The 23991-nt window shown below is 73.5% G+C and carries 12 protein-coding genes; 6 read left to right on the top strand and 6 right to left on the bottom strand.

The window, feature by feature from the left end; genetic code table 11:
* Positions 1–91 precede the first annotated feature (91 nt).
* Positions 92–778 (top strand): macro domain-containing protein, encoded by a 687-nt coding sequence (locus AB0O11_RS07970; RefSeq protein WP_363383108.1) that lies wholly within the window; start codon positions 92–94, stop codon positions 776–778.
* A 130-nt stretch (positions 779–908) separates the two neighbouring features.
* On the opposite strand, the gene AB0O11_RS07975 is transcribed toward AB0O11_RS07970, so the two are convergent.
* The gene (locus tag AB0O11_RS07975) at positions 909–1571 is read right to left on the bottom strand and encodes a TetR family transcriptional regulator (protein ID WP_363383110.1); all 663 of its coding nucleotides are present in this window, start codon (positions 1569–1571) and stop codon (positions 909–911) included.
* A 102-nt stretch (positions 1572–1673) separates the two neighbouring features.
* On the opposite strand from AB0O11_RS07975, the gene AB0O11_RS07980 reads away from it, so the two are divergent.
* Positions 1674–2687: a zinc-binding dehydrogenase gene (locus AB0O11_RS07980; protein ID WP_363383113.1), complete on the top strand. Its 1014-nt coding sequence runs from the start codon at positions 1674–1676 to the stop codon at positions 2685–2687.
* A 73-nt stretch (positions 2688–2760) separates the two neighbouring features.
* Here the strand turns inward: AB0O11_RS07980 and AB0O11_RS07985 are convergent, their stop codons facing one another.
* Positions 2761–3474, bottom strand: a complete 714-nt coding sequence (locus tag AB0O11_RS07985; RefSeq protein WP_363383116.1) for a hypothetical protein — start codon at positions 3472–3474, stop codon at positions 2761–2763.
* A 401-nt stretch (positions 3475–3875) separates the two neighbouring features.
* On the opposite strand from AB0O11_RS07985, the gene AB0O11_RS07990 reads away from it, so the two are divergent.
* The 4 genes from AB0O11_RS07990 (at position 3876) to AB0O11_RS08005 (ending at position 10224) form a co-directional block, all read left to right on the top strand.
* Positions 3876–6521 carry a penicillin acylase family protein gene (locus AB0O11_RS07990; RefSeq protein ID WP_363383550.1) on the top strand — a complete coding sequence of 882 codons (2646 nt, stop codon included), beginning with the start codon at positions 3876–3878 and terminating at the stop codon, positions 6519–6521.
* A 285-nt stretch (positions 6522–6806) separates the two neighbouring features.
* A complete protein-coding gene (locus AB0O11_RS07995) occupies positions 6807–7361 on the top strand; it encodes a YceI family protein (RefSeq protein ID WP_363383119.1) in 555 nt (184 codons plus the stop codon).
* A gap of 124 nt (positions 7362–7485) precedes the next feature.
* A complete protein-coding gene (locus AB0O11_RS08000) occupies positions 7486–8703 on the top strand; it encodes a pyridoxal-phosphate dependent enzyme (protein ID WP_363383122.1) in 1218 nt (405 codons plus the stop codon).
* Between the two features lie 156 nt (positions 8704–8859).
* Positions 8860–10224 (top strand): hypothetical protein, encoded by a 1365-nt coding sequence (locus AB0O11_RS08005; RefSeq protein WP_363383551.1) that lies wholly within the window; start codon positions 8860–8862, stop codon positions 10222–10224.
* Positions 10225–10273: 49 nt separating this feature from the next.
* On the opposite strand, the gene AB0O11_RS08010 is transcribed toward AB0O11_RS08005, so the two are convergent.
* From AB0O11_RS08010 to AB0O11_RS08025, 4 genes are read right to left on the bottom strand one after another with little or no spacing between them, the layout of a single operon-like run.
* Positions 10274–11329: an NADP-dependent oxidoreductase gene (locus AB0O11_RS08010; protein ID WP_363383125.1), complete on the bottom strand. Its 1056-nt coding sequence runs from the start codon at positions 11327–11329 to the stop codon at positions 10274–10276.
* On the bottom strand, positions 11326–12990 hold the full coding sequence (locus AB0O11_RS08015) for an NAD(P)/FAD-dependent oxidoreductase (RefSeq protein WP_363383552.1): 1665 nt from the start codon (positions 12988–12990) through the stop codon (positions 11326–11328). Before AB0O11_RS08015 ends, AB0O11_RS08010 begins: the two co-directional genes overlap by 4 nt.
* A 29-nt stretch (positions 12991–13019) precedes the next feature.
* A complete protein-coding gene (locus AB0O11_RS08020; protein WP_363383128.1) occupies positions 13020–14714 on the bottom strand; it encodes an NAD(P)/FAD-dependent oxidoreductase in 1695 nt (564 codons plus the stop codon).
* On the bottom strand, positions 14701–23943 hold the full coding sequence (locus tag AB0O11_RS08025) for an amino acid adenylation domain-containing protein (protein ID WP_363383130.1): 9243 nt from the start codon (positions 23941–23943) through the stop codon (positions 14701–14703). The genes AB0O11_RS08020 and AB0O11_RS08025 overlap by 14 nt, the downstream gene beginning before the upstream one ends.
* Between the last annotated feature and the right edge of the window lie 48 nt (positions 23944–23991).

The raw sequence follows: 23991 nt of genomic DNA on the forward strand, positions 1-23991 counted from the left end.
TCGTCGGTGTCACCAAGGAACCGGATCGACCGGCCCGGCCGACGGGCCGGACCGCCGCCCGGGCCGCACACCCGACCGACAGGAGCCCAGCATGACCACGGACCGTACCCCGTCGCCGCTCAAGGTGGTGCTGACCGACCTCAACGCGACGGTCGTGGAGTCCTGGCGAGCGGCCTTCGCCGACGTCCCGGAAATCGAGATCCGGCACGCCTCCCTCCTCACTTCGAAGGTCGACGCCTGGGTCAGCCCCACCAACTCCCGCGGCCGGATGGACGGCGGGACGGACGCGGCGATCAAGCGCCACCTGGGCGCGGGCATCCAGCTGCGGGTCCAGAAGGCGATCCGCGAGCGGCACGCCGGCAGCCTCCCGGTCGGCAGCGCGGTCTGCGTGCCCTCCGGCGCCGTCAACCCCGCGTTCCTGATATCGGCCCCGACCATGCAGACCTCCTCGCAGAACGTCAGCGAGACCTTGAACGTGGCCCTGGCCTGCGCCGCCGCCTTCCAGGCCGTCCACCGCCAGAACCACCTGGCGCCGGGCTCCATCCGGTCCGTCGCCCTGGTCGGCATGGGCGCCGCCACGGGCAAGGTCCCGCCCCGGGTCTGCGCCAACCTGATGTGGTCCGGCTACACCCTCTTCAACGACCACCACTTCGAGGACGACGACGACCTGCGCGCCACCGTCCTCGCCCAGCTGGACGACCTCGAAAAGGCGCCCGCCACCCAGCGGGTGCGCATCACGCCGCCGGCGCGCCGGAGTTCGCCCACCCGGCGGGCCTGACCCCACCCCGGGCGGCCGGCCGCCACCCGTCGCCCTCCGCCTCACGGCCCTCCCACCGCCGCACGGCCCCGTGCGGCGGCGGCGCTCCCTCCCCCGCCCGTCTCCCGGCCGCACACCCCGGGAGGCGCCGTCAGCCCGCCGTGAGCGCGAGCCGGATCCACCGTTCGGACTCCGCGACCGCCACCCCCACGTCGAAGGCCTTCGGACCGGCCGCGGCCTGCACCACCAGCCCCTTGAGCAGCCCCACGAAGGCCAGCGCGAAGGCCCCCGGGTCCACGCCGGGGCGCAGCTCGCCGTCGCGCTGCCCCTGCCCGACCACCTCGGCCGCCCACTCCCGGGTCCGGGCGTCCAACTCCGCCACCGCGGCGGTCAGTTCCGAGGACCCGGCGAGCGCCTCGGCCCCCAGCACCACGAAGGCCCGGCCCAGGTCGGTCGGGTTGCGCACACCCTCCAGGCAGCCGCGCGCGAACCGGCACAGCTCGTCCGCCGCCCCCGCCCCGCTGCGCTCCGGCGCGGCCGCCGCCATCGCCTCGGCCAGCGCCGCCTCCTGGAGCCGGGCCAGCAACGCGGCCTTCGAGCCGAAGTAGTGGGTGGCCAGGCCCCGGCTGAATCCCGCTTCCTCCCCCACCCTGGCGAGCGTGACCCCGGTGCTGCCGTGCTCGGCGATCAGCCGGGCGGCGGCCGCGATCAGCGCGGACTCGGCCCGGACACGCCGTTCGGCCTGGGTTCGGCGCGCCGGCGCCTCCCCGGAAGCCCCGGCACCGCGGGTTGGGTCCTCATCGTGCGTAGACATGGCACCATGCTACGGTAAACTTGCTTGTTGGATAACAAGTAACTTCCGGGGCGGCGGCGGACACCCACCCGACCCGCCGCCCCCGCACGAAGGGGAGTCCCGATGGCCACCACGATGCTCGCCGGCCGGCTCGACGTCTCGAAGGGCGCGTTCGCCCTGGAGGAGGTACCCGTCCCGGTGCCCGGCCCGGGCGAGGTGCTGATCAAGGTGGAGGCCGCAGGCGTCTGCCTCTCCGACGTCCACCTGATCGAGGGCATGCTCAAGCCGCTCTTCCTCAAGGGCGACAAGGTCACCCTCGGCCACGAGGTCGCGGGCACCGTGCACACCCTCGGCGAGGGTGTGACCACCGCGGCCGTCGGCGACCGGGTGCTGCTTCAGGCCGGCGAGACCCGCGACGGCGTCACGTACACCCGCGGTGTGGACTACGACGGCGGCTGGGCCGAGTACGCACTCGCCACCGCCACCACCCTGGTGCCGATCCCGGACGAGCTCCCCTTCGAGCAGGCCTGTTTCATCCCCGACGCGGTCTCCACCCCCTGGGCCGCGATCACCACCACCGGCTCCGTGCGCCCGGCCGAGGCGGTCGGCGTCTGGGGCGTCGGCGGCCTCGGCGCCCACGGCGTGCAGCTGCTGCGGGCCATCGGCGCCTTCCCGATCGTCGCCGTCGACCCGCTGCCGGCCGCCCGCGAGCGCGCCCTGGCCTTCGGGGCCGACGCGGCCCTCGACCCGGCCGACCCCGGGTTCGCCGAGCTGCTGCGCGAGGCGACCGGCGGTCGCCCACTGTCCGCCGCCTTCGACTTCGCCGGGGTCGCCCCGGTGCGCGAGCAGGCCATGGCCACCCTCGGCGAGCACGGCCGCCTGGTGCTGGTCGGCCTCACCGACAAGCCGCTGACCGTCACCAACGGCACCCTGGTCAGCTACCTGCGCCAGCAGATCCGCGGCCACTACGGCTCCGAGGGCCAGGACGTCGTCGACCTGGTCAACCTGGTCCGCGGCGGCCGGCTCGACTTCTCCCGCTCGGTGAGCGGGACCTTCCCGCTGGCCGAGGCGGCCCGCGCGGTCGAGGCGCTGGAGCGCAAGGAGGGCAACCCGATCCGCCTGGTGCTCAAGCCCTGACCCGAGGCTCCACCGACCCGGCGCCGCACCTCCGGACTGAGCCGGGCAGGTGCGGCGCCGCCCTCTCGCCCGGCTACTCCGCCTCCGGGACCCGCACCACCGGGCCCGGCGCCGGCACCGTCGCCACCCCGGCCGACTCCCGGTACAGCGCGGCCCGGAACACCCCGTACAGACTCGACGTCACCGCCACGGCCGCCCCCAGGCACAGCGCCGCCCCGGCCATCAGCAGGGCCCCCAGCCCACGGTCGGTCACCGTGAGCCCGACGACGAACACCACCAGGCACGGCAGCAGCGCCACCTGAACCGGCATCGCCATCCGGACCGACCCCCGCACGAACCGCCCACGGTCCCGCCGGTACGCCTCCCGCGAGCTCCGCCGCGCCTCCCGCACCCCGCCTCCGTCGAGCACGAGCGCCGGCAGCACCAGATAGTTCGCCGACGACCACCCCGCCCCCACCAGCAGCAGCGCCCCGACGATTCCCAGGGCTCCAGCCGGCGCCCATCCCGCGATCACCGGCAACCGCCTCGCCGCCCGCACCCAACAGGACCCGATCCCCACCGGCCGCCCGTGCAGCGCGTCGTCGGCCGCGATGAGCGTCACGGCGTTGAGGAAAGTGGCGGCCACGACCACCACCGACACCCCCGCCACTCCCAGCACCACGCTCCCCCCGGCCCACACCTCCGCCCGAACCAGCAGCGACAGCAGCCCACCCACCACCACCGTCGCGACCGCGGGCAGCAGCACCAGCTCCTTCCGCCGCCACAGCACCCGCGCCAACGCCCGCACGGACCCGCTCTCGCCCAACACCCTGCCCCGCTTCCCACGTCAACGAGCGGCCAGGCTACTGCCCAGCACCGGCCTGGACCCCCACTCCGGGCCGCGCAACTGACCGACCGGTGGACCAGAACTGACCTCAACTCCCCTCCACCGCACGGAAAATGGCATGCACGCCACTAGCCAACCGGCCAGTAGCACCCCTACCGTCGACTCTCCGTGAGACTTCGACGGAGGAGTCCGTCTTGCGCCAACGCCCCCGCCCCCGCTCCCTCCGACTCCCGGCCGCCGCCCTCGCCCCGGCCCTGCTCGTCACCGCGGCCCTGACCACCACCCCCACCGCCACCGCCGCGCCCGCCCCCGCTGCGACGACCGCCGCCGCCAACGACTACTGCGGCGGCCGCTGCGCCGACATCCTGCCGCCCGGCGAGAACGGCAACGCCACCCTCGCCGACATCCTGCTCAACCGGGCCTTCGGCACCCGCCCCGCACACACCGACGACCAGCTCGGCCCGTACGCCTCCCTCGCCTCCGGCTACCCCGGCCTGACCGAGGCCAAGCTGCGCGACTTCTTCAACGACGCCTCCTTCGGCGTCCCCACCGACCAGGTGGCCAGTACCACCAGCCCGCGTGCGGACGTCACCATCGTGCGCGACAAGGCCACCGGCGTCCCGCACATCACCGGCACCACCCGCTACGGCACCGAGTTCGGCGCCGGCTACGCCGCCGCCCAGGACCGGCTCTGGGTCATGGACCTCTTCCGGCACGTCGGCCGCGGCCAGCTGTCCGGCTTCGCCGGCGGCGCCGCCGCCAACCGCCAACTGGAGCAGACCTTCTGGCAGGCGGCGCCGTACACCGAGGCGGAGCTGCAGCAGCAGATCGACGCCATCGCCGCCCGCGGCGGCCGGGCCACCCAGGCGCTCGCCGACGCCAACGCCTACCTCGACGGCATCAACCAGTACGCCAAGGAGTCCTACAACGCCCGCACCTTCCCCGGGGAGTACGACCTCACCGGGCACATCGACCCGATCACCAACGCCGGCTCGATCGAACCGTTCAAGCTGACCGACCTGGTCGCCCTCGCCTCCGTGGTCGGCGCGCTGTTCGGCTCCGGCGGCGGAGGCGAACTCGCCTCCGCCCAGGTCAAGTCGGCCGCCGAGGCCCGGTACGGCAAGGACGCCGGGGACGCGGTCTGGAAGTCCCTGCGCGAGGCGGACGACCCGGAGGCCGTCCAGACCCTGCACGACGGGCAGAGCTTCCCGTACGCGACCGTCCCGGACCACCCGCAGGGCGAGGCGCTGCCCGACCCCGGCTCGGTGGTGCCCGAGCGGGTGGTCTACGACGCCACCGGCTCCGCCGGCTCCGCCGCCACCGAGGCGAACGGCGTCCTGCCCGGCAACCTGCTCACCGCCCGGCACGGCATGTCCAACGCCCTGCTGGTCTCCGGCGCGCACACCGACGACGGCCACCCGGTGGCCGTGTTCGGCCCGCAGACCGGCTACTTCGCCCCGCAGCTGCTGATGCTGGAGGAGATCCAGGGCCCCGGGATCAGCGCACGCGGCGCCGCCTTCGCCGGCCTGAGCTTCTACGTGCAGCTCGGCCGCGGCCAGGACTACGCCTGGAGCGCGACCTCCGCCGGGCAGGACATCACCGACACCTACGCCGTCCCGCTCTGCACCACCGACGGCTCCCCGGCCACCACCGCCGCCGACTCCTACCTCTGGCACGGCCAGTGCCTGCCCTTCGAGCGGCTGGAACGCAAGAACGCGTGGAACCCCACCACCGCCGACTCCACCCCGGCCGGCTCCTACACCCTGGTGATGTACCGCTCCAGGTACGGCCTGGTGACCGCCCGCGGCACCGTCGGCGGCGCACCCGTCGCCTTCACCTCGCTGCGCTCCACGTACCGGCACGAGGCCGATTCCATCATCGGCTTCCAGGAGTTGAACGACCCGGGTGCGGTGCACGACGCGGCGGGCTTCCAGCAGGCCGCGCAGGACATCAACTACACCTTCAACTGGTTCTACGCCGATTCGCGCGACATCGCGTACTACAACTCCGGCAGCAACCCGGTCCGCGCCCCCGGCGTGGACCCTGGGCTGCCCGTCCAGGCCCAACCCGCCTACGAGTGGGCCGACTTCGACCCCGCCGCCAACACCGCCCGGTACACCCCGGCAGCCGAGCACCCGCAGTCCGTCAACCAGGACTACTACGTCTCCTGGAACAACAAGCAGGCGAACGGCTACACCTCGGCCGGCTTCGGCAACGGCTCGGTGCACCGCGGCAACCTGCTGGACGACCGGGTCAAGTCCCTGCTCAGGAACGGGGGCAGGGCGAGCCGGGTCTCGCTCACCCAGGCCATGGAGAGCGCCGCCCTGGCCGACCTGCGGGCCGAAGACGTGCTGCCCGACCTGATCCGCGTGCTGCGCAGCGCCCCCGTCACCGACCAGGCCACCCTCACCGCCCTGCAGCAGCTGGAGGCCTGGCTCGCCAACGGCGCCCAGCGGAAGGAGACCTCACCGGGCAGCCACGGCTACGCGGACGCCACCGCGATCCGGGTGATGGACGCCTGGTGGCCGCTGGTCGCCGACGGCGTCATGCGGCCGGGCCTCGGCGATCCGCTGTTCGGCGCGCTGACCGGCGCCCTCCAGATCAACGAGTCCCCCTCGGGCGGGCAGGCCGGCCCCGCCACCGGCCCGGTGAGCGCCAACGAGGCCATCCCGCACAAGGGCTCGGCCTTCCAGTACGGCTGGTGGAGCTATCTGGACAAGGACCTGCGCGCCGTCCTCGGCGACCAGGTGGCCGGCCCGCTGGCCCGGCCGTTCTGCGGCGGGGGCGACCTCGCGGCCTGCCGGACCGTCCTGCTGACCACCCTGAAGCAGGCCACCGCCCAGACCCCCGCCCAGGTCTACCCGGGCGACGCGGACTGCGCGGCCGGCGACCAGTGGTGTGCCGACACGATCGTCCAGCGCCCGCTGGGCGGCGTGACGGACGCCAAGACCACCTGGCAGAACCGTCCGACCTACCAGCAGGTGGTGCAGTTCCCGAGCCACCGCTGAGCAACGCCGCCGGGCACCCCACGGCCGGGTGCCCGGCGGCCTCGGCACACCGGCCACTCCGGTCCGCCCACCCGCTTCGCGGCCGCCGCCTCGCCCGCACTCCACCGTCCATCGCGGCCCCCGGTCCGTTCACCCCCTGATGTCCCCCGCGAGCCTTCCCGCCCCGCACCCCGCTCGGGCCCGGCCCGACGCGCGGCCCGCGGGAACTGCCCCTAGCGTGGTCCGGGGACCGCCCGACCACCCCCGGGCCGAGGCCCGGGACCCGCATCAGGAGGCACGCCGACCATGACCGCCAACCTCTCCGAGCTCACCGGCGACTACATCCTCGATCCCGCCCACACCCGGATCGGCTTCGTCGCCCGCCACGCCATGGTGACCAAGGTCCGCGGCGCCTTCCACAAGTTCGAGGGCACCGCCCACCTGGACGGCGGCGACCCGTCCCGTTCCTCCGGTCAGGTGGTGATCAAGGCCGAGAGCATCGACACCGGCGTGGAGCAGCGCGACCAGCACCTGCGCACCAACGACTTCCTGGACGCGCCGAACTTCCCCGACATCGCCTTCCGCTCCACCGCGATCGAGGTGCGCTCCGACAGCGAGTACCGGGTCACCGGCGACCTCACCATCAAGGACACCACCCGCCCGGTCACCATCGACTTCGAGTACACCGGCAACGCCGTCGACCCGTACGGCAACCTGCGGGTGGGGCTGGAGGGCTCGGTGACCATCAGCCGCAAGGAGTACGGCGTCACCTGGAACGCGGCCCTGGAGGGCGGCGGCGTCCTGGTCGGCGACAAGGTCGTCCTGGAGTTCGACATCTCGGCGATCCGCCAGGGCAACTAGACCGGCCGGAGCAGCACGACCGCCCGGAGCAGCCGGTACCGGTACTCCCACGAAGCGGAAGCGGTTCGCCCCGGGCCCCGCCGACCGCCGGACCGCAGGTCGGCCGCCCGGCTACTCTCCTGGCATGCCGACAGAAGAATCCCTCGCGACCGGCCAACGCTCCCTCGGCGACCCCGCCCTCGACTTCCCGCTCTGGCCCCCGATCACCGCCGGCTGCCCGCGCACCGGCACCGACGACGTCTCCTACCCCGTCGAGGTCGACTACGCCTACGGCAAGGCCGACCCGGCGGGCCTGTTCACTCCCTCCCCGGTGCGCGGCGGCCTGGAGCGCTGGGCCCCGCTGCTGCCGCCGCTGCTCGCACCGGGCCTGGGCGAGGGCGCCACTCCGCTGGTGGAGATCGAGCCCGGGGTGTACGTCAAGGACGAGTCGCGCAACCCCACCTGGAGCCACAAGGACCGGCTGAACCGCTGCACCACCAGTGCCGCCGTGGGCGTCGGCGCGCCGGGCCTCGCGGTCGCCTCCTCCGGCAACCACGGCGCCTCGGCCGCCGCCTACGCCGCCCGCGCCGGACTGCGGTGCGTGGTGTTCACCGGCCCTGACCTGCCGCCGAACGTCGACGCCTTCCTCAACGCCTACGGCGCGGTGGTGCTCCCGGTGCCGTGGGAGGCCCGCTGGCCGCTGCTGCGCCAGGTGGTCGACCGGCTGGGCCTGCACCCGGTCAGCAACCTCACCACCACCCACACCGGGCACGCGTACGGCCCCGAGGGCTACAAGGCCGTCGCGTACGAGATCTTCCAGGACGTCGGCCTGCCGAGCGCGGTGTTCGTCCCGACCGGCTACGGCGAGCTCCTGTTCGGTGTCTGGAAGGGCTTCGCCGAGCTGCGGCGGCTGGGCCTCACCGACCGGGTGCCGCGCATCCACTCCTGTGAGACGGCCGCCTCCGGGCCGCTCGCCCGGGCGATCGCGGAGGGCCTGCCGGCCGCCCACGTGACGGTCGGCCCGAGCGACGCGTACTCGATCACCTCTCCGGTCAGCGGCTACCGCGGCGTGCTCGCGGTCCGCGAGAGCGGTGGCCGGGCACTGACCCTGGACGACGGTCAACTCGCGGACGCCCAGCGGGAGCTGGCCCGGGCCGGGCTCTGGACGGAGCTGTCCTCGGCGGCCGGTCTGGCCGGGCTGCGCAGCCTCGGCGAGCCGGACCTCTCCGCGGGTCCGGTGGTCTGCGTGTCGACCTCCAGCGGTTTCAAGGACAAGGGCGTCGGCACCCATCGGACCGAGCCGGTCGCTCCCGACTGGGACGCGGTCCTCCGCCGACTGCGGGCGGCGGGAATCACCGACTGAGCCTCACCCCCCCTTGCAGTGCCTGCTGTTCGCCCGTCCGTCCACGCTCGTAGGGCCGCCGTAGGGTCCGTGTTCGCCGAGCGCCAGCAGGCTTGCACCTCCGTCGACTCCCCCATCTGCCGAAGGGTAGCCACTGTGTCGCGTTCCCTCCGCCGCCTGCTGCCGCTCGCCGTCGCCGTCGCGGCGGTGCCCGTGCTCGCCCTGCCCGCTCTCCCGGCCGATGCGGTCACGTACGGCACCCCGACGATCACCTTCTCGGCCGGGTACCTGTCCGGCGCGGTCGGCGCCACCGGCGACCCGACCGTGACCGTGACGGTCGCCCAGTCCGGTGCCTCGGCCTCGGCACTGACCGTCGCCGCGTCCGCCACCACCCGCAGCGCCGTGGCCCGCACCGGCGACGTCACGGTGAGCGGCACCGGCGGCACCCGCACCCTGGCGGTCGCCGCCCAGGGCGTCGGCTACGCCGACCTCACCATCAAGGTCTCCGGCCTGGGCGGCAAGAGCGCCACCCGCACCCTGCACTACGCCGCCTCCCCCGCCGTCCAGTCCTCGGCCACCAGCCGCTACCTGACCGGCTCCAGCGACGCCTCGGCCGCCGTGGACGCGGGCGGCGGCTACATCGTGGTCGGCGACGACGAGTCCAACACCCTGCGCCTGTACGACCGCAACAACTCCGGCGCACCGGTCCGCACCTGGGACTTCAGCTCGGACCTCGGTGTCTCCAAGGAGATCGACATCGAGGGCGCCACCCGGGTCGGCAACACCATCTACTGGACCGGCTCGCTCGGCAACAACAAGGACGGTGTGGTCAAGACCGACCGGCACACCGTCTTCGCCACCACCGTCACCGGATCCGGCGCCGACACCCAGCTGTCCCTGGCCGGCTCGTACCACGGCCTGCGCGACGACCTGATCGCCTGGGACGACGCCCACGGCAAGCGCTACGGTTTCGCCGCCGGCGCCGCCGACGGACAGGCGCCCAAGCAGATCGACGGGTTCAACGTCGAGGGCCTGGAGTTCGCCCCCGGCAGCACCGGCACCGCCTACATCGGCTTCCGCGCGCCGCTCACCCCGGCCGTCACCGGCGGCCGGGCGCTGCTCGTCCCGGTCACCAACTTCCCGTCCCTCCTCAACGGTTCGGCGACGCACGCGGCCTTCGGCAACGCGATCGAGCTGGACCTCGGCGGGCTGTCCGTCCGCGACATCCGCCGCAACGACCTCGGCCAGTACCTGATCGTCGCCGGCTCCTGGGCCGCCGAGGACAACTCCGCCCCGTACGCGCTCTACCGCTGGAACGGGCAGCCCGGCTCCCAGCCGACCAAGCTGCTCGACCTGCCGACCAGCGACTACGGCGCCTGGGAGGCCATCCCGGACGTCCCGGACCTGGACGCCCCCGGCGCCCGCGCCCAGCTGATCACCGACGACGGTTCCGCCGATCTCTACGGCGACGCCACCGCCGCCAAGGACCTCACCCACCCCGAGTGGAAGAAGTCCCGGAGCACCTGGTTCACCCTGAACTGACCGCGCGCCGGGGCCCCTCGACGAACCCGCCGAGGGGCCCCGCCCCCGCTCAGAGCTCGACCAGCACCTTCCCCCGGCTGGCCGCACGGTCCAGGTAGAGGCCGCGGTAGGCCGCCGGGATGCTGTCGAACCCCTGGTGCACGGTCTGCCGGTACCTCAGCTCGCCGCCGCGGACCAGGGGCCCGACGTCCCGCCGCAGCCCGGCCCAGTTCTCCTCGGTGAACCACTCCAGCGAGAAGATGCCGCGGATCGTGGTGCGCGGGAACATGATCAACGGCAGCAGCCGCGGCCCCACCCAGTCCCCGCCGACCTGGCTCGCCCACTGCCAGCAGACGGCCACCCGGCTCTCCACCGCGAGCATGCCGAAGACCACGTCGGTCAGCACCCCGCCGAGGCTGTCGAAGTAGCGGTCGATGCCCTCCGGCGCCAGCTCGGCCAGCTCCTTCTCCAGCCGCTCCGGCGCGTCGCCGTCGCGGTACAGCAGCACCCCGTCGAAGCCCAGCTCCCACAGCCACGCCGCCTTCTCCGGCGCCGCCGTGGTACCGATCACCCGTGCACCCCGGCGCTTGGCCAGCTGCCCGACCAGCGAGCCGACCGCCCCGGAGGCCCCACTGACCAGCACCGTCGAACCGGGGCGGACGTCCAGGAACTTCTCGACCGTCCCCCAGGCCGTCATCCCGGGCCCGCCCAGGATGCCGAGCGCGGTGGAGAGCGGCAGGGCCTCGTCGTAGTCGGCGGGGTCCAGCCGGCGGAAGGCCGGGAAGACCATCGGGAAGGTCCCGGTCTGCCAGAGCCTGGGCGCACCATTGCTCACCAGGTGGCTGCGCCAGCCGGCGAAGCCCTGCACCAGGTCGCCGACCGCGAAGCGCGCTTCCGGCCCGGCCTCCATCACCTCCATGATCGCGTCCGCGCCCATGTGGTCACCGATCGGGGTGTCCAGTGCGATGCCCTGGAGGTACGGGTCGACCGAGACGTACCGGGTGCGCAGCAGCATCTCGTCCGCGGCGAGCCGGACGTCCAGTTCCTCCACGACCTTCCGGTACATCCGTTCCACGTCCGGCACGCCGTCCGCGTGCTCCTGGACGACCCACTTCTCGATTCTCACGAGGTGACTCCAAACTGCCGGCCGGCGGGGCCGACCGGTTCGATGAGCAGGGTGGGCAGTGGCGCGCTGTCGTCCACCTCGGCAGTGAAGGGCTTGCCGTCGTCCCGGCAGATGAACTGGACGACGTGCCGGCCGGCCGCCGCCGCCCGGATCAGCCCGCCGGTGGTCGCCCAGACCCCGGAGAGGTAGAAGTTCGCCAGGCCGGGCAGCCCCGGGCCGTTGCGCTTGATCTCCTCCTCCAGGGTCTCGCCGCTCTCCATGAAGGGCTGCCAGCCCAGCACCGTGCCGTTGTAGTTGCCGGTGTAGCGGACCTGGGTGAGCGGGGTGGAGACGTCCTTGACGGCCACCGCCGCCCTGAGCCCGGGGTGGTGGCCGTCCAGGAACTCGACGATGGTGTCGCGCACCCGGCGCTTCTCCCGCTGGTACTCCCGCCCCCGGCCGACCGGCAGGGTGTGCAGTTCCTCGCCGCGCCGCACCCGGGGTTCCTGCTCCGGCCCGGTGCTCAGTTCCCGCCAGGGCTCGATGTCGCAGAAGTAGCTGGCGTACACCACGGTGGTGTCGGCGGGCGACAGCTCCGGGTAGTGGCGGCTGCGGAACTGGACGTTGATGCTCGGGTGCCGGATGCCGGTGAGCCGCTCGGCGACCTCGTCCTCCAGCAGGTAGGTGGTGCACGGATCACCGGCCGGGAAGGGCCGGCGCAGGCCGAGGAAGACGGTCACGTAGCCGGGGAACACCATGCCCGGCTCGGCGATGGTCTGGGTGTACAGCCGGCGGTAGGTGTCGCTCAGGTAGCGGCCCTTGAGCAGGTCCATCATGGTGGTCCGGCCGTCGCAGGCGGCCACCACGATGTCGGCCCGCACCTCCTGGCCGTCGCTCAGCCGCACCCCCACCGCCCGGTCGTTCTCGACCAGGATCTCGGTCACCTTGGTGTTGTACGTGATCTCGCCGCCCAGCCGCAGGTAGCGCTGCTCGATCGAGCGGGCCAGCCCCAGCGAGCCGCCCTCCGGCACCCCGGCCGACTGTCCGGCGTGCGAGGCGAGCTGGAAGTACGTCGGCAGCACCGGGAAGTTGGGATGCTTCTCGTACAGGACGAAGTTGAACGCCTCGCGCAGCAGCGGGCTCCTGAACCGTGCCGAGTAGTCGCTCATCAGCACCGTGATCGAGCGGCGGATCACGTTGAAGTACGGCAGGAAGGAGGCCAGCATCCGCATCCGCTCCCACCCGCCCATCAGCCCGACCGGCTTGAGGAAGGGGTAACGGGCCAGTGCCAGGCGGAACTTGCGCAGCCCGCCGCAGAACTGGCGGATCTGCCGGGCGTCCTCCGGGGCGAGCTCCAGCAGATGGGCCTCCAGCCGGTCCGGGTCGGAGTAGAAGTAGACCGCCCGGCCGTCCCGGGTGCGCACCACGTTGAAGACGTCGAAGTTGCGCATCCGCTTGCCCTGCAGCGCACCGAGTTCGAGCCAGATCTGGTGCATCTCGTTGCCCGGCCCGCTGCCCAGCAGCCAGCTGATGCAGCAGTCGAAGGTGAACTCGCCTCGGTCCCAACCGGTGCAGCAGCCGCCGGGGATCTCGTGCATCTCCAGGATCCGGGTGCGGTAGCCGTTCATCCGGGCGAAGCAGCCGGTGGACAGGCCGCCGAGCCCTCCACCGATGATGACCATGCTCTGCCTGCTGCTGGTGGTCGTCCCGCTCACTCCGCCACTCCCACTTCCGGCAGTCCGACGGTGGCCCGGTCGAGTTGCGGCAGGCGGCCCCACTTGCCCGCGTGCCAGGGTTCCCGGTTGTCGCTGGGCCAGGCCCGGAACGGCCGGCCGAGCTCCCGGCAGAGGTACTGCGCGGCGAACCGTCCGCTGGTGGCGGCCCGGATCAGCCCGCCGAGCGCGGTCCACTGCCCCGCCATGGAGAAGCCGCTCAGCCCGGGCAGTCGCATCCGGTCCCGGTTGACCAGCCGGTTGGCGGCGTCCTCGGCCTCGGAAAAGGCCTGCCAGGCGAGGATGCTGCCGTAGGTGTTGCCGGTGAACCGTTCGGTGGTCACCGGCGAGGCCACGTCCACGAGTTCGATCCGCCGGCCGAGGCCGGGGTAGGTCCGTTCCAGGAACTCCCGGACGAACGCGGCGACTTCCTGCTTGCGCGCCCGGTAGGCCCGGCGGTCGCCGGTCCGCAGGTCCTTCCAGGAGCGGTAGTCGCTGAAGTAGGTGCAGTGCAGCACCGACTTGCCCGGCGGCGCGAACCCGTCCGCGTAGGACGAGCGCAGCTGTACCACCAGGCTGCGCTGGAGCGAGCCGGGCAGCCGCTCGCCGTCCTCGGGCGACAGCAGGTAGGTGGTGCTGTGCGGCTCGCCCTCGGGCAGCGGGCCGTCGATGCCGACGAAGGCGGAGACCACGGCCGGGTACAGGTTGCCCGGCTTGTCGAGGAGTTCGCCGTACAGGCGCTCGGTGGCGGGGCTGGAGTAGCGGCCCTCCAGCAGCCGGTCGAGCACCGTCGGGCCGTCGCAGGCGGCCACCACGTGGTCGGCGAAGTGCCGTGATCCGTCCCGGAGTTCCACCCCGATCGCGCGCCCGTCCTCGATCAGGATGCGCTCCACCCGGCACCGGTAGCCGATCACCCCGCCGAGCGAGGTGTAGCGCTCCTCCACCGAACGGGCCAGCCCGAGCGAACCGCCCTGCGGGAAGCCCGCGTTGCCGTTGTGCGCGGCTGCCAGGGTGTACAGGTACGGCAGCAGGGGGAAGCCCGCGGGCTCCTGGAGGAACATGTTGGGGAAGGCCCGCCGCAGCAGCGGGTCCTGGAAGCGCTCGGCGAAGCCGCTCATCGGGGTGGTCGCGGTGCGCCAGAACAGCCGGAACGCGGGCAGGACGGTGCGCAGGGTGCGCAGCCGTTCCGCCGTGGTGCGCAGCGGCGGCGGGGTGAGGTCCCAGGGCAGTTCGATCGCGGCGAAGCGGCGCAGGTCCCGGCAGAAGTCCCGGATCGGCTTGGCGTCGCCGGGCGCGAGGGCCAGCAGGTGGGCCTCCAGACGGTCCGGGTCGCCGAAGAAGGTGACGGCCCGGCCGTGTTCGTCGACCACCCGGTTGAAGGTGTCGAAGCGGGTCACCGACTTGCCGTCCAGGGCGCCGAGTTCGCTCCAGACCTGGTGCGCTCCGGTGCCCTCGGCGGTGCCGATCAGCCAGTCGATGCAGTAGTCGAACAGGTAGCCGTGCCGGGACCACGCGGTGCAGCAGCCGCCGGGCAGCACGTGCTTCTCGAAGATCCGGGTCTCCAGGCCGCTCATCTGTGCGTAGCAGCCGGTGGCGAGCCCGGCCAGGCCGGCCCCGATCACGATGACCCGGGGCGGGCCACCGGGGGCCCGCTCCCTCGTGGACCAGTCCGGTCCGCGGTCAGCCGCGGCCATCGGCGGCGCCTCCGGCCAGGATGGCGCCCGCCAGTTCGGCGTTGCGGGCGGCGAAGTCCCCGTCCAGCATCTCGGCGTGGGCGCCGTGCCCGACGTACACCGCGGTGCCGGTGGTGGAGGAGCCGTGCCAGGAGCCCGGCTCTCCGCCCACGTGCACGGAGAGCCGGTCGCGCTCGCAGACCACGTCCACCTGGGCCTTCACCGTGCCGCTGTTGGGCGTCCGGCTGCTGAACTCCAGGTAGTCACGGGCCTGTTCGAGGGTCGCCTGGGCGACGATCCGCGAGCCCGTGTGGCGGTGCAGGTGCTCGTGGAGTTCGCGCTCGAAGACGGCCAGGTGCTCCTCGCCGAGGTCGAAGGTGTCGGTGACCCGGTAGGCGTCCACCATCAGCACCGAGCCGACCGTGCGCCCGCGCCGTTCCAGCTCCTTGGCCACCTCGAAGGCAAGGTTGCCGCCGAGCGAGTAGCCGAGCAGGAGGTACGGCCCGGCGGCGTGCAGTTCCTCGACCAGGTCGGCGTAGCGGGCGGTCTTGTCGTCGCCGGTCAGGTAGTTGAAGGAGGCGATCCGGTGCTCCGGCAGGTGCGCGGCGAGCTGCCGGTAGACCAGCCCGTGGCCGCCGGCCGGCGGGAAGCAGAAGACCGTACGGTCCTCGGGTGCCTCGGCGTTGAACCAGAGGTAGGGCTCGCCGCCGGCCACCTCGCCGGTGATGATCTGCTCGACGGTACGGGCCATGCCGTGCAGGGTGGTGACCTTGAACAGCAGGCCGACCGGGATGCTGATGTTGAACTCGCTCTGGAGGTGGTGGATCAGCTCGATGAGCCGGATCGAGCTGCCGCCGAGTTCGAAGAAGTCGTGCTGGAGGCCGACTTCGTCCAGGTCGAGCAGGTTCCGCCAGTGCTCGGCGACCCTCGTCTCGTAGAGCGTGACGGGTGGTTCGTGCCGGGCGCCTGCGGTGTCGGCCTTCGGCTCGGGCAGGGCCGCGAGGTCCACCTTGCCGTTCGGGGTGAGCGGCAGGGCGGGCAGTTCGGCGAGGTAGGAGGGGATCATCACGGTGGGCAGGTGCTCGGCGAGGTGGCGGCGCAGTTCGCGGCGGTCCAGCACGGCGCCCTCGGCGGGCACCACGTAGGCGGCGAGGACGGCCTCGCCCCGGGCGTCCTGGCGGACCGTGACGCAGGCCTGGGCGAGTTCCGGGCGGGCGGTGAGGTGGGCCTCGATCTCGCCCGGCTCGATCCGGTGGCCGCGGACCTTGACCTGGTTGTCGATCCGGCCGAGCAGGTGCACGGTGCCGGCGGTGTCCCAGTGACCGAGGTCGCCGGTGCGGTAGAGCCGCACGGGTGTTCCGTCGAGCTCCAGGGTGACGAAGCGCCGGGCGGTCTGCTCCGGGTCGTTGGGGTAGCCGGCCGCGACGCCCGCGCCGCCGATCCACAGCTCGCCGGGCACGCCCACCGGGACGGGCTCGCCGTGCGGGTCGAGGACGTACACGGCGCTGTTCGGGAACGGCCGGCCGATCGGCACCATCCGGCCGGGTTCCAGCCGGTCGGCCGGGCCCTCGTAGTAGGTGCTGTCGACACTGGCCTCGGTCAGCCCGTAGGAGTTGACCAGCCGGGTCCGCGGGCCGCACAGGGCGCGTACCCGCCGGTGCTCGGCGGCCTTCCAGGAGTCCGAGCCGACGATCAGCAGCCGCAGGAAGTCCAGCGTCAGGCCCTCGCGCTCGCAGTGGGCCAGCAGCGCGCGGGCCACCGCGGGCACGAACTCGCCGCCGTCCACGGCCTCCTCGCGCATCACCCGGTACAGCCGGGCGGTGTCGAAGAGCAGCTCCCGGTCGACCAGGACGAGGGTGCCGCCGGTGCTGAGCGCCCGGGCGAGGTCGCCGGAGAAGACGTCGAAGGCGGTGCCGGCCATCTGGAGGTGCACCCGCACCTCGGTGTCCAGCCGGTACTCGGCGCGCCAGCCGGCGGTGACGGCGGCCAGGTTGCGGTGGTCGACCCGGACCCCCTTCGGGCGGCCGGTGGAGCCCGAGGTGTGGATCAGGTAGGCGGCCCGGTCCGGGTCGGCGGCGGGCAGTGGCACGGCGGCCCCGGAGGGCCGGTCCAGCTCCTCCAGGGTGACCGGCTCGGCGGGCAGTTCGGCCACGCGCGGGCGCCGCTGGTCGACCACCACCAGCGCCGCTCCGGCGTCCGCCACCTGGTGGGCGAGCCGGTCGGCCGGATGCCCGGGGTCGAGCGGCAGGTAGGCGGCGCCGGCCCGCCAGACCGCCAGCAGCGTGGTGATCAGCTCGGGCGACTTGTCCAGGCAGACCGCGACCACCGAGCCCTCGCCGACGCCGAGTTCGCGCAGTCGTCCGGCGGCGCGCTGCGCCTTCCGGTCCAGTTCCCGGTAGGTCATCCGGCGGACGCCGTCCCGGCCGGGCGCGACCACCGCGACGGCCTCCGGCCGCTCGGCGGCGGCCTTGGCGATCAGCTCCGGCACCGGGGTGTCGTGCTCGATCCGGCGCTCGGCGCCGCTGAAGCCGGTGAGGATCTCCCGCCGCTCGGCCTCGCCCAGCATCCGCAGCCGCCCGACCGGATCGCCCTCGGCGGCGCGGGTCATGGCGTCCAGCAGGTTGCGGTAGTGCGCAGCCATCCGCTGGACGGTGGCGGGCTCGAAGAGGTCGGAGTTGTACTTGAAGACGCAGTGGAAGCAGCCGTCCGCACGGTCCTCGTAGGCGGACAGCGTGAGGTCGAACTGTCCTTCCTCCTCCGGGAGTTCGATGTACTCCAGGCGGTAGCCGAAGCGCTCCACGGCGACCTTGTGGGTGAGCAGGATGAACATCGCCTGAAACACCGCGGAGCGGCTCGGGTCGTGCTGGAGCCCCAGCTGCTCGACCAGCAGCGGGAAGGGGTACTCCTGGTTGTCCAGGCCGCCGAGCACGCTCTCCCGCACCCGGGCCAGCAGTTCGGCCACGGTCGGCTCCCCGGCCAGGCTCACGTGCAGCGGCAGCGGGTTGACGAAGTAGCCGTAGACGGATGCGAACTCCTCCTGGGTGCGGCCGGTGACCGGGCTGCCGACCACGATGTCCGGCTGCCCGGACCAGCGGTTCAGCAGCAGGTAGTAGGCGCCGAGCAGCACCATGAACGGGGTGGCCCCGTTGGCACGGGCCAACTCATGGACCCTGGCCGTGAGTTCGGCGTCCAGCCGGAAGAACTCGGAGGCTCCGTTGTGGGTCTGCACGGCCGGGCGCGGCTTGTCGGTGGGCAGTGAGAGCACCGGCACCTCGGCCGGCAGGTGGCCGCGCCAGTAGTCGAGCATCCGCCGGGCCTCGGTCCCGGCCAGGAAGCGGTTCTGGCGGTTGAGGAAGTCCAGGTAGCGGGCGGGCACCGGGGGCAGTTCCGGGGTGCGGCCCTGGCGCAGCGCCTCGTAGACCTCGAACAGCTCCTCGATGAAGGTGAAGGTGGAGATCGCGTCCGAGACGATGTGATGGACGGCCTTCATCAGCACCCAGCGGTCCGGCCCGCGCCGGAACAGCCGCAGCCGTACCAGCGGGTCCCCGGCGAGGTCGTACGGCCGCCGGTACTCGCGGACGATCAGGTCGTGGATCTCCTCCCAGGACCGGCCCTCGACGTCGAAGAGCCCGGTGTCGGCCTCGGCCTCCTCCCGGATGCGCTGGACCGGGCGGCCGTCCTCGGCGAGGAAGTTGGCGCGCAGTTCGGGGTGCCGGGCGACCAGGAGGCGGAAGGCCGCGAACATCAGCTCCGGGTCGAGCTCCGCGCGGACCTCGACGGCGCCGCCGATGTTGTACGCGAACCCGTCCGGGTGCAGCAGGCGCAGGAACCAGAGCGCCTGCTGGTTGTGGGTGAGCGGGAAGCGGGACTCGTCGGTGTACAGCTCCACCTCGGCCTCGGCCGGGCCGCCGTCGACGGCGAGCCGCTCGGCGAGGCCGTCGGTGAGCAGGTCGACCAGGTCACCGACGGTGCCGTTGCTGAGCAGGGCCACCACCGGCAGGGCGACGCCCAGTTCGCCGTGCACCCGGGCGCGCAGCTCCATCGCGAGCAGCGAGTCCAGGCCGTGCGCGCCGAGTCTGGTCTCCGCGTCGATCCGCTCGGCTCCGATCCGCAGCACGGACGCCGCGGCGGCGGTGAACCGCTCGGTGGCCAGTTCCCGGCGGGCCTGCGGGTCGGCCGCGCGGTAGGCGTCCAGGAAGCCGCCGGTCTCGGCCGGGGCCTGCTCGGCGGCGCTCGCCGCCAGGTCGGCGACCAGTGGCGGCGGCGCCGGGTACCAGGAGAGGAAGGTCGGCCAGTCGACCACGGTGGCGACCAGCAGCTGGGCGCGGTCCTGGCCGAGGACGCGTTCCAGGACCGCCGTTCCGGCGTCCGGCGGCAGCGAGCTCATGCCGCGGGCGTCGCGGTAGTGGGCGACCAGGCCCAGCTCCTCGATCATGCCGGTGGCCCAGGGGCCCCAGTCCAGACTGAGCCCGGGCAGACCCTCGGCCCGGCGGTGGTGGGCGAGGGCGTCCAGGAAGGCGTTGCCGGCCGCGTAGTTGGTCTGCCCGGCGGTGGTGAGCAGCGAGGCGACGGAGGCGAACAGCACGAAGTGGTCGAGCGGTTCGTCGCGCAGCAGCCGGTGCAGCAGGTGGCCGCCGATCACCTTGGGGGCGTAGCCGGCGTCGAAGGCCGGGCGGTCCATCTGGGCCAGCAGGGTGTCCTTGACCTGCCCGGCGAGGTGGAACACGCCCCGGATCGGCGGGCTTTGGCGCTGCCGGTAGTCGGCGAGCCAGTCCGTGAGGGCGGTCTCGTCGGTGACGTCCACCGGGGCGAGCAGCGGTTCGGCGCCGAGCGCCTGGAGTTCGCGCAGGAAGGCGATCCGCTCGCCGACGGGGGTGTCCGGGTCGGTGCGTGCCCACTGGGAGCGCTCGGGCAGGGCGGTACGGCCGACCAGGATCAGCCGCCGGGCGCCGCGCCGGACGAGGGTGCGGCAGAGCAGCCGGCCGAGGGCGCCGAAGGCCCCGGTGACCAGGTAGCTGCCGTCGGGGCGCAGGACCGGGGGCAGCGGGCGGGTGAGGCCCTCGGCCTGTCGCAGCCGGCTGGTGAGCCGGCCGCCGGAGCGCAGGGCGATCTCCTGCTCGTCCCGGGCGGCGAGTTCGGCGAGCAGTGCCTCGGCCTGGCCGGCCGCGTCGACGGCCGGGTCGAGGTCGACCAGGGTGCCGCGCTGGGCGACCAGTTCCTGCTGCCACAGCACCCGGCCGATGCCCCAGGCGGGGGCGCCGAGCGGTACGACCCGGTCGCCGGGGGCGGCGGGCTGGGCGCCCCGGGTCACGATGTGCAGCCGGCCGTCCGGGCGGGCGGCGGGCAGGGCCTGGGCGAGGGTGATCAGGGAGTAGGCGCCGAGGGTCGCGAGCGGGCCGAGCCGGTCGGCGGCGGTGGCCGCCAGGGCGGGCTGGTCGAGGTTCCAGAGGTGGACGACGGTGCCGAAGCCTGGGTCGAGGTCGGCGAACAGCCGCTGGACGTCCTCGGCGGAGTCGGGCCGCACGGTCGAGTGTCCTTCGCCGTGCCGGTACTCGGTGCCGGGCCGGACCAGGTGGCAGCGGGCACCGCGCCCGGAGGCCAGTGCGGCCAGCCGCTCGGCGAGGCCGTTCCGGTCGGCGAACAGCAGCAGGTCGCCGGGGGCCTCGTCGACGGCCGGCTCGGGGGCGGGCACCCAGGCGACCTCGGTGAGCCAGCCGTCGATGGTGGCCAGTCCGACGGAGCCCGGGGCCTGGGCGACGTCGGCGACCCGGAAGCCGGTGACCTTTCCGACCGGGGTGCCGTCCTCGGCATGGAGCGCGAGGTCGCCGACGAGTTCCTCGCCGCTGTCCCGGGTGACGGTGGCGTGCACCCACAGCGGGCGGTCGCCGATCTCGTCGAGCCGGACCTCCTCGATCGAGACGGGGAGCCGGACGCTGCCGCCCTCCGGCGCGTCCAGCCGGGTGGTGAGCAGGGCCTGGAAGCAGCCGTCCAGCAGCACCGGGTGCAGGTGGTGGTCCGCCGCGTCCGGGCCGAGCCGCCCGGTCGGCCGGATCCGGGCCAGTGCCTCGCCGGGACCCGCCCACACCTCGGCGATGGCCTGGAAGGCGGGCCCGTAGTCGTAGCCGCGTTCGGCCAGCTGCCGGTAGCAGTCCGGGCCGTCGAGGTGCCGCCCCCGGGCGCGGAGTGCGTCCGCGTCCAGTGCGGGCCCGTAGGAGCGGCGCTGGCCGGTGCGGACCCGGCCGCTCGCGTGCACGACCGGATCGCCGCCGGCCGGGGTCGAGGCGATGGTGAAGCGGGCGTCCTCCGGCGCGTAGCCGAGCTGGACGGGAACGGGCTCGGTCTCGGAGAGGAACAGCGCCCGGTTCAGCTCGACCTCGGCCAGCGTCACCTCGGTGCCGCCGGTCAGGGTGCGGACGGCCTGGGCGGCCATCTCCAGGTACCCGGCGGCCGGGAAGACCACCTGGCCCTCGATCCGGTGGTCGGTCAGGTAGGGCAGCCGCTCCGGGTCGAGCGCGCCGGTCCAGCCGGGCTGGGCAGTCGCGGTGCGGCGGCCGAGCAGCGGGTGGTCGAGCCGGCCGAGCCGGACCTGCTCGACCGGCTTGGGCTCGACCCAGTACCGGTCCCGCCGCCACGGGTAGGCCGGAAGCGGCACCGGGCGGCCGGCCGGGTGCAGCGCTTCCCAGCTCAACTCGACGCCGAGGGTGTGCAGTTCGGCGAGGCTTCGGGCGAACCGCTCGGGCTCGTCCTGCTGCCGGCGGATCGACGGCAGGGTGTGCGCCTGCTCGGCGCACTCGCGGATCGCGTGGCCGAGCACCGGATGCGGGCCGATCTCCAGGAACAGCCCGTGCCCGTCCTCGGCCATCCGTTCGACGGCGGCCCGGAAGCGCACCGGGTTGCGGACGTTCTGCCACCAGTACCCGCCGTCCAGCTCCGGCCCGCGGGCGAGCCCCTCGCGGGCGGTCAGGTAGAGCGGCAGCCGCGCCTCCTGCGGCTTGATGGCGGTGAGCGCGGCCAGCAGCTCGTCCCGGATCGGGTCCATCCGCACGCTGTGGTACGGGACTTCGACGTCCAGCGGGCGGGCGAAGACGCCCTGTTGCCGCAGGTCCTCGGCCAGCTCGCGCAGCACCTCGGCGTCCCCGGCCAGCGTCACCGCAGAGGGGCTGTTGACCGCGCCGAGCGACACCTTCGAGCGGTACGGGCGGATCCGGCGCTCGGCCTCGGCCTCCGGCAGGCCGACCGCGAGCATGGTGCCGGTACCGGCCAGTCGCTGCTGGAGCGTGCTGCGGGCGAGCACCACCCGTACGGCGTCGGCCAGGTCGTACACCCCGGCCTCGTGGAACGCGGCGACCTCGCCGGTGCTGTGGCCGACCACCGCGTCGGGACTCAGGCCGTGGCTCCGCCAGAGCGCCGAAAGCCCCACCTGGACGGCGAAGTTGGCAGGCTGGGCCAGCCAGGTCCCGGCCATCCGGGAGTCCGCCTCGTCCCGGCCCAGCTCGGTCAGCAGCGACCAGCCGGCCTGCGCGCGGATCTCCCGGTCGACGGCCTGCACGGCCTCCCGGTAGACCGGCTCGTGCTCGTACAGCCCCCGGCCCATCCCCCACCACTGCGGGCCCATGCCGGTGAACACCCAGGCCATCCGGCGCTGCCGGCGTTCCCGGGCGCGGCCCTGGACCACCCGCGGGTGCTCCTCGCCGCGCTCGTACGCGGCCAGCGCCTCGTCCAGGTCCTCCCGGGTGGAGTAGACCACCCCGAGCCGCTCGGGCAGGTGCTGGCGGCGGTGCGCCAGGGTGTGGCCGAGGTCGGCCAGGGCCGCCCCGCCGGCGATCTCCTGCCGTACGGCGGTGGCCAGTTCGGGCAGTCCGGCGGTGTCCTTGGTGCTCAGCGGCAGCACCGTGCGGACCGGCTCGGCGACCGGTGCGGCAGGCCCGGGCTGCGGCGGTTCCTCCAGCAGGACGTGGGCGTTGGTGCCGCCGAAGCCGAAGGAGTTGACGCCGGCACGGGCCGGGCCCCGGTGCTCGGGCCAGTCCGCCGGGGCGGTCGGGATCTCGAACGGCAGCGCGTCCAGGTCGATGCCGGGGTTGGGCTGCTCCAGGTTGAGGTGCGGCGGGATGCGGCGGTGCTTGATCGCGAGCGCGGTCTTGATCAGCCCGGCGACGCCGGCCGCCGCCTCGGCGTGCCCGATGTTGGTCTTGACCGAGCCGACGTAGCAGCGCTCTCCGGCGCGGCGGCCGATGCCGAGCACCCGGCCGAGGGCGGCGGCCTCGATCGGGTCACCGACCGGGGTGGAGGTGCCGTGCGCCTCGACGTACTGGAGGCTGCCGGGCAGCACCCCGGCCTCGGCGCAGACCCGCTCGATCAGGGTGACCTGGGCGTCCGCGCTGGGGACGGTGATGCCGTTGGTGCGGCCGTCCTGGTTGACGCCGGTGCCGAGGATGACGGCGTGCACCGGGTCCCCGTCGCGCAGCGCGTCGGAGAGCCGCTTGAGCACGACCACGCCGACGCCCTCGGCCCGGACGTAGCCGTCGGCAGAGGCGTCGAAGGCGCGCGAGCGGCCGTCCGCGGAGAGGAAGCCGCCCTTGGTCTCGGCAATCGTGTACTGCGGCGCCATGTGCAGCAACGCGCCGCCGGCCAGGGCGAGTTCGGTCTCGCCGCGGAGCAGGCTCTGGCAGGCGAGGTGGACCGCGACCAACGAGGAGCTGCACGCGGTGTCGATCGAGACGCTGGGCCCGCGGAAGTCGAAGCAGTGCGAGATCCGGTTGGACACCATCGTCATCATGGTGCCGGTGGCGGTGTGCGCCGCGATGGTGCCGAAGTCGAGGTCGGCGAACTGGAGGATCTTCCAGTCGAGGGTGAAGGCGCCCATGTAGACGCCGACCTCCCGGCCGGCCAGCTCGCCGGGGCGCAGGCCGCCGTCCTCCAGCGCCTCCCAGCTGACCTCCAGGAGCTTGCGCTGCTGAGGGTCCATGTGTTCGGCCTCGCGCGGGCTGATCCCGAAGAAGTCCGGGTCGAAGGTGTCGAAGCCGTCGATGTAGCCGCCCCGGCCGCCGATCAGCCGCCCCGGCTTGGCCCGGTCCCTGCTGCCCAGGGTGCCGATGTCGTAGCGGTCGGCGGGCGTCTCGGTGAGACAGTCCCGGCCCTCGATCAGGTTGCGCCAGTAGGTCCGGTGGTCGTTGGCGTGTCCCGGCAGGCGGCAGCCGATACCGGTGATCGCGATGCGCTCGCGGGGCACGGCGAAGGGCGAGGAAGTCATGATCCAATCCGAGGGTGATGGCATGGCGCCGCGGACACGGGGAGAGTG

Source organism: Kitasatospora sp. NPDC093102, assembly GCF_040683915.1.
Taxonomy (GTDB): domain Bacteria; phylum Actinomycetota; class Actinomycetes; order Streptomycetales; family Streptomycetaceae; genus Kitasatospora.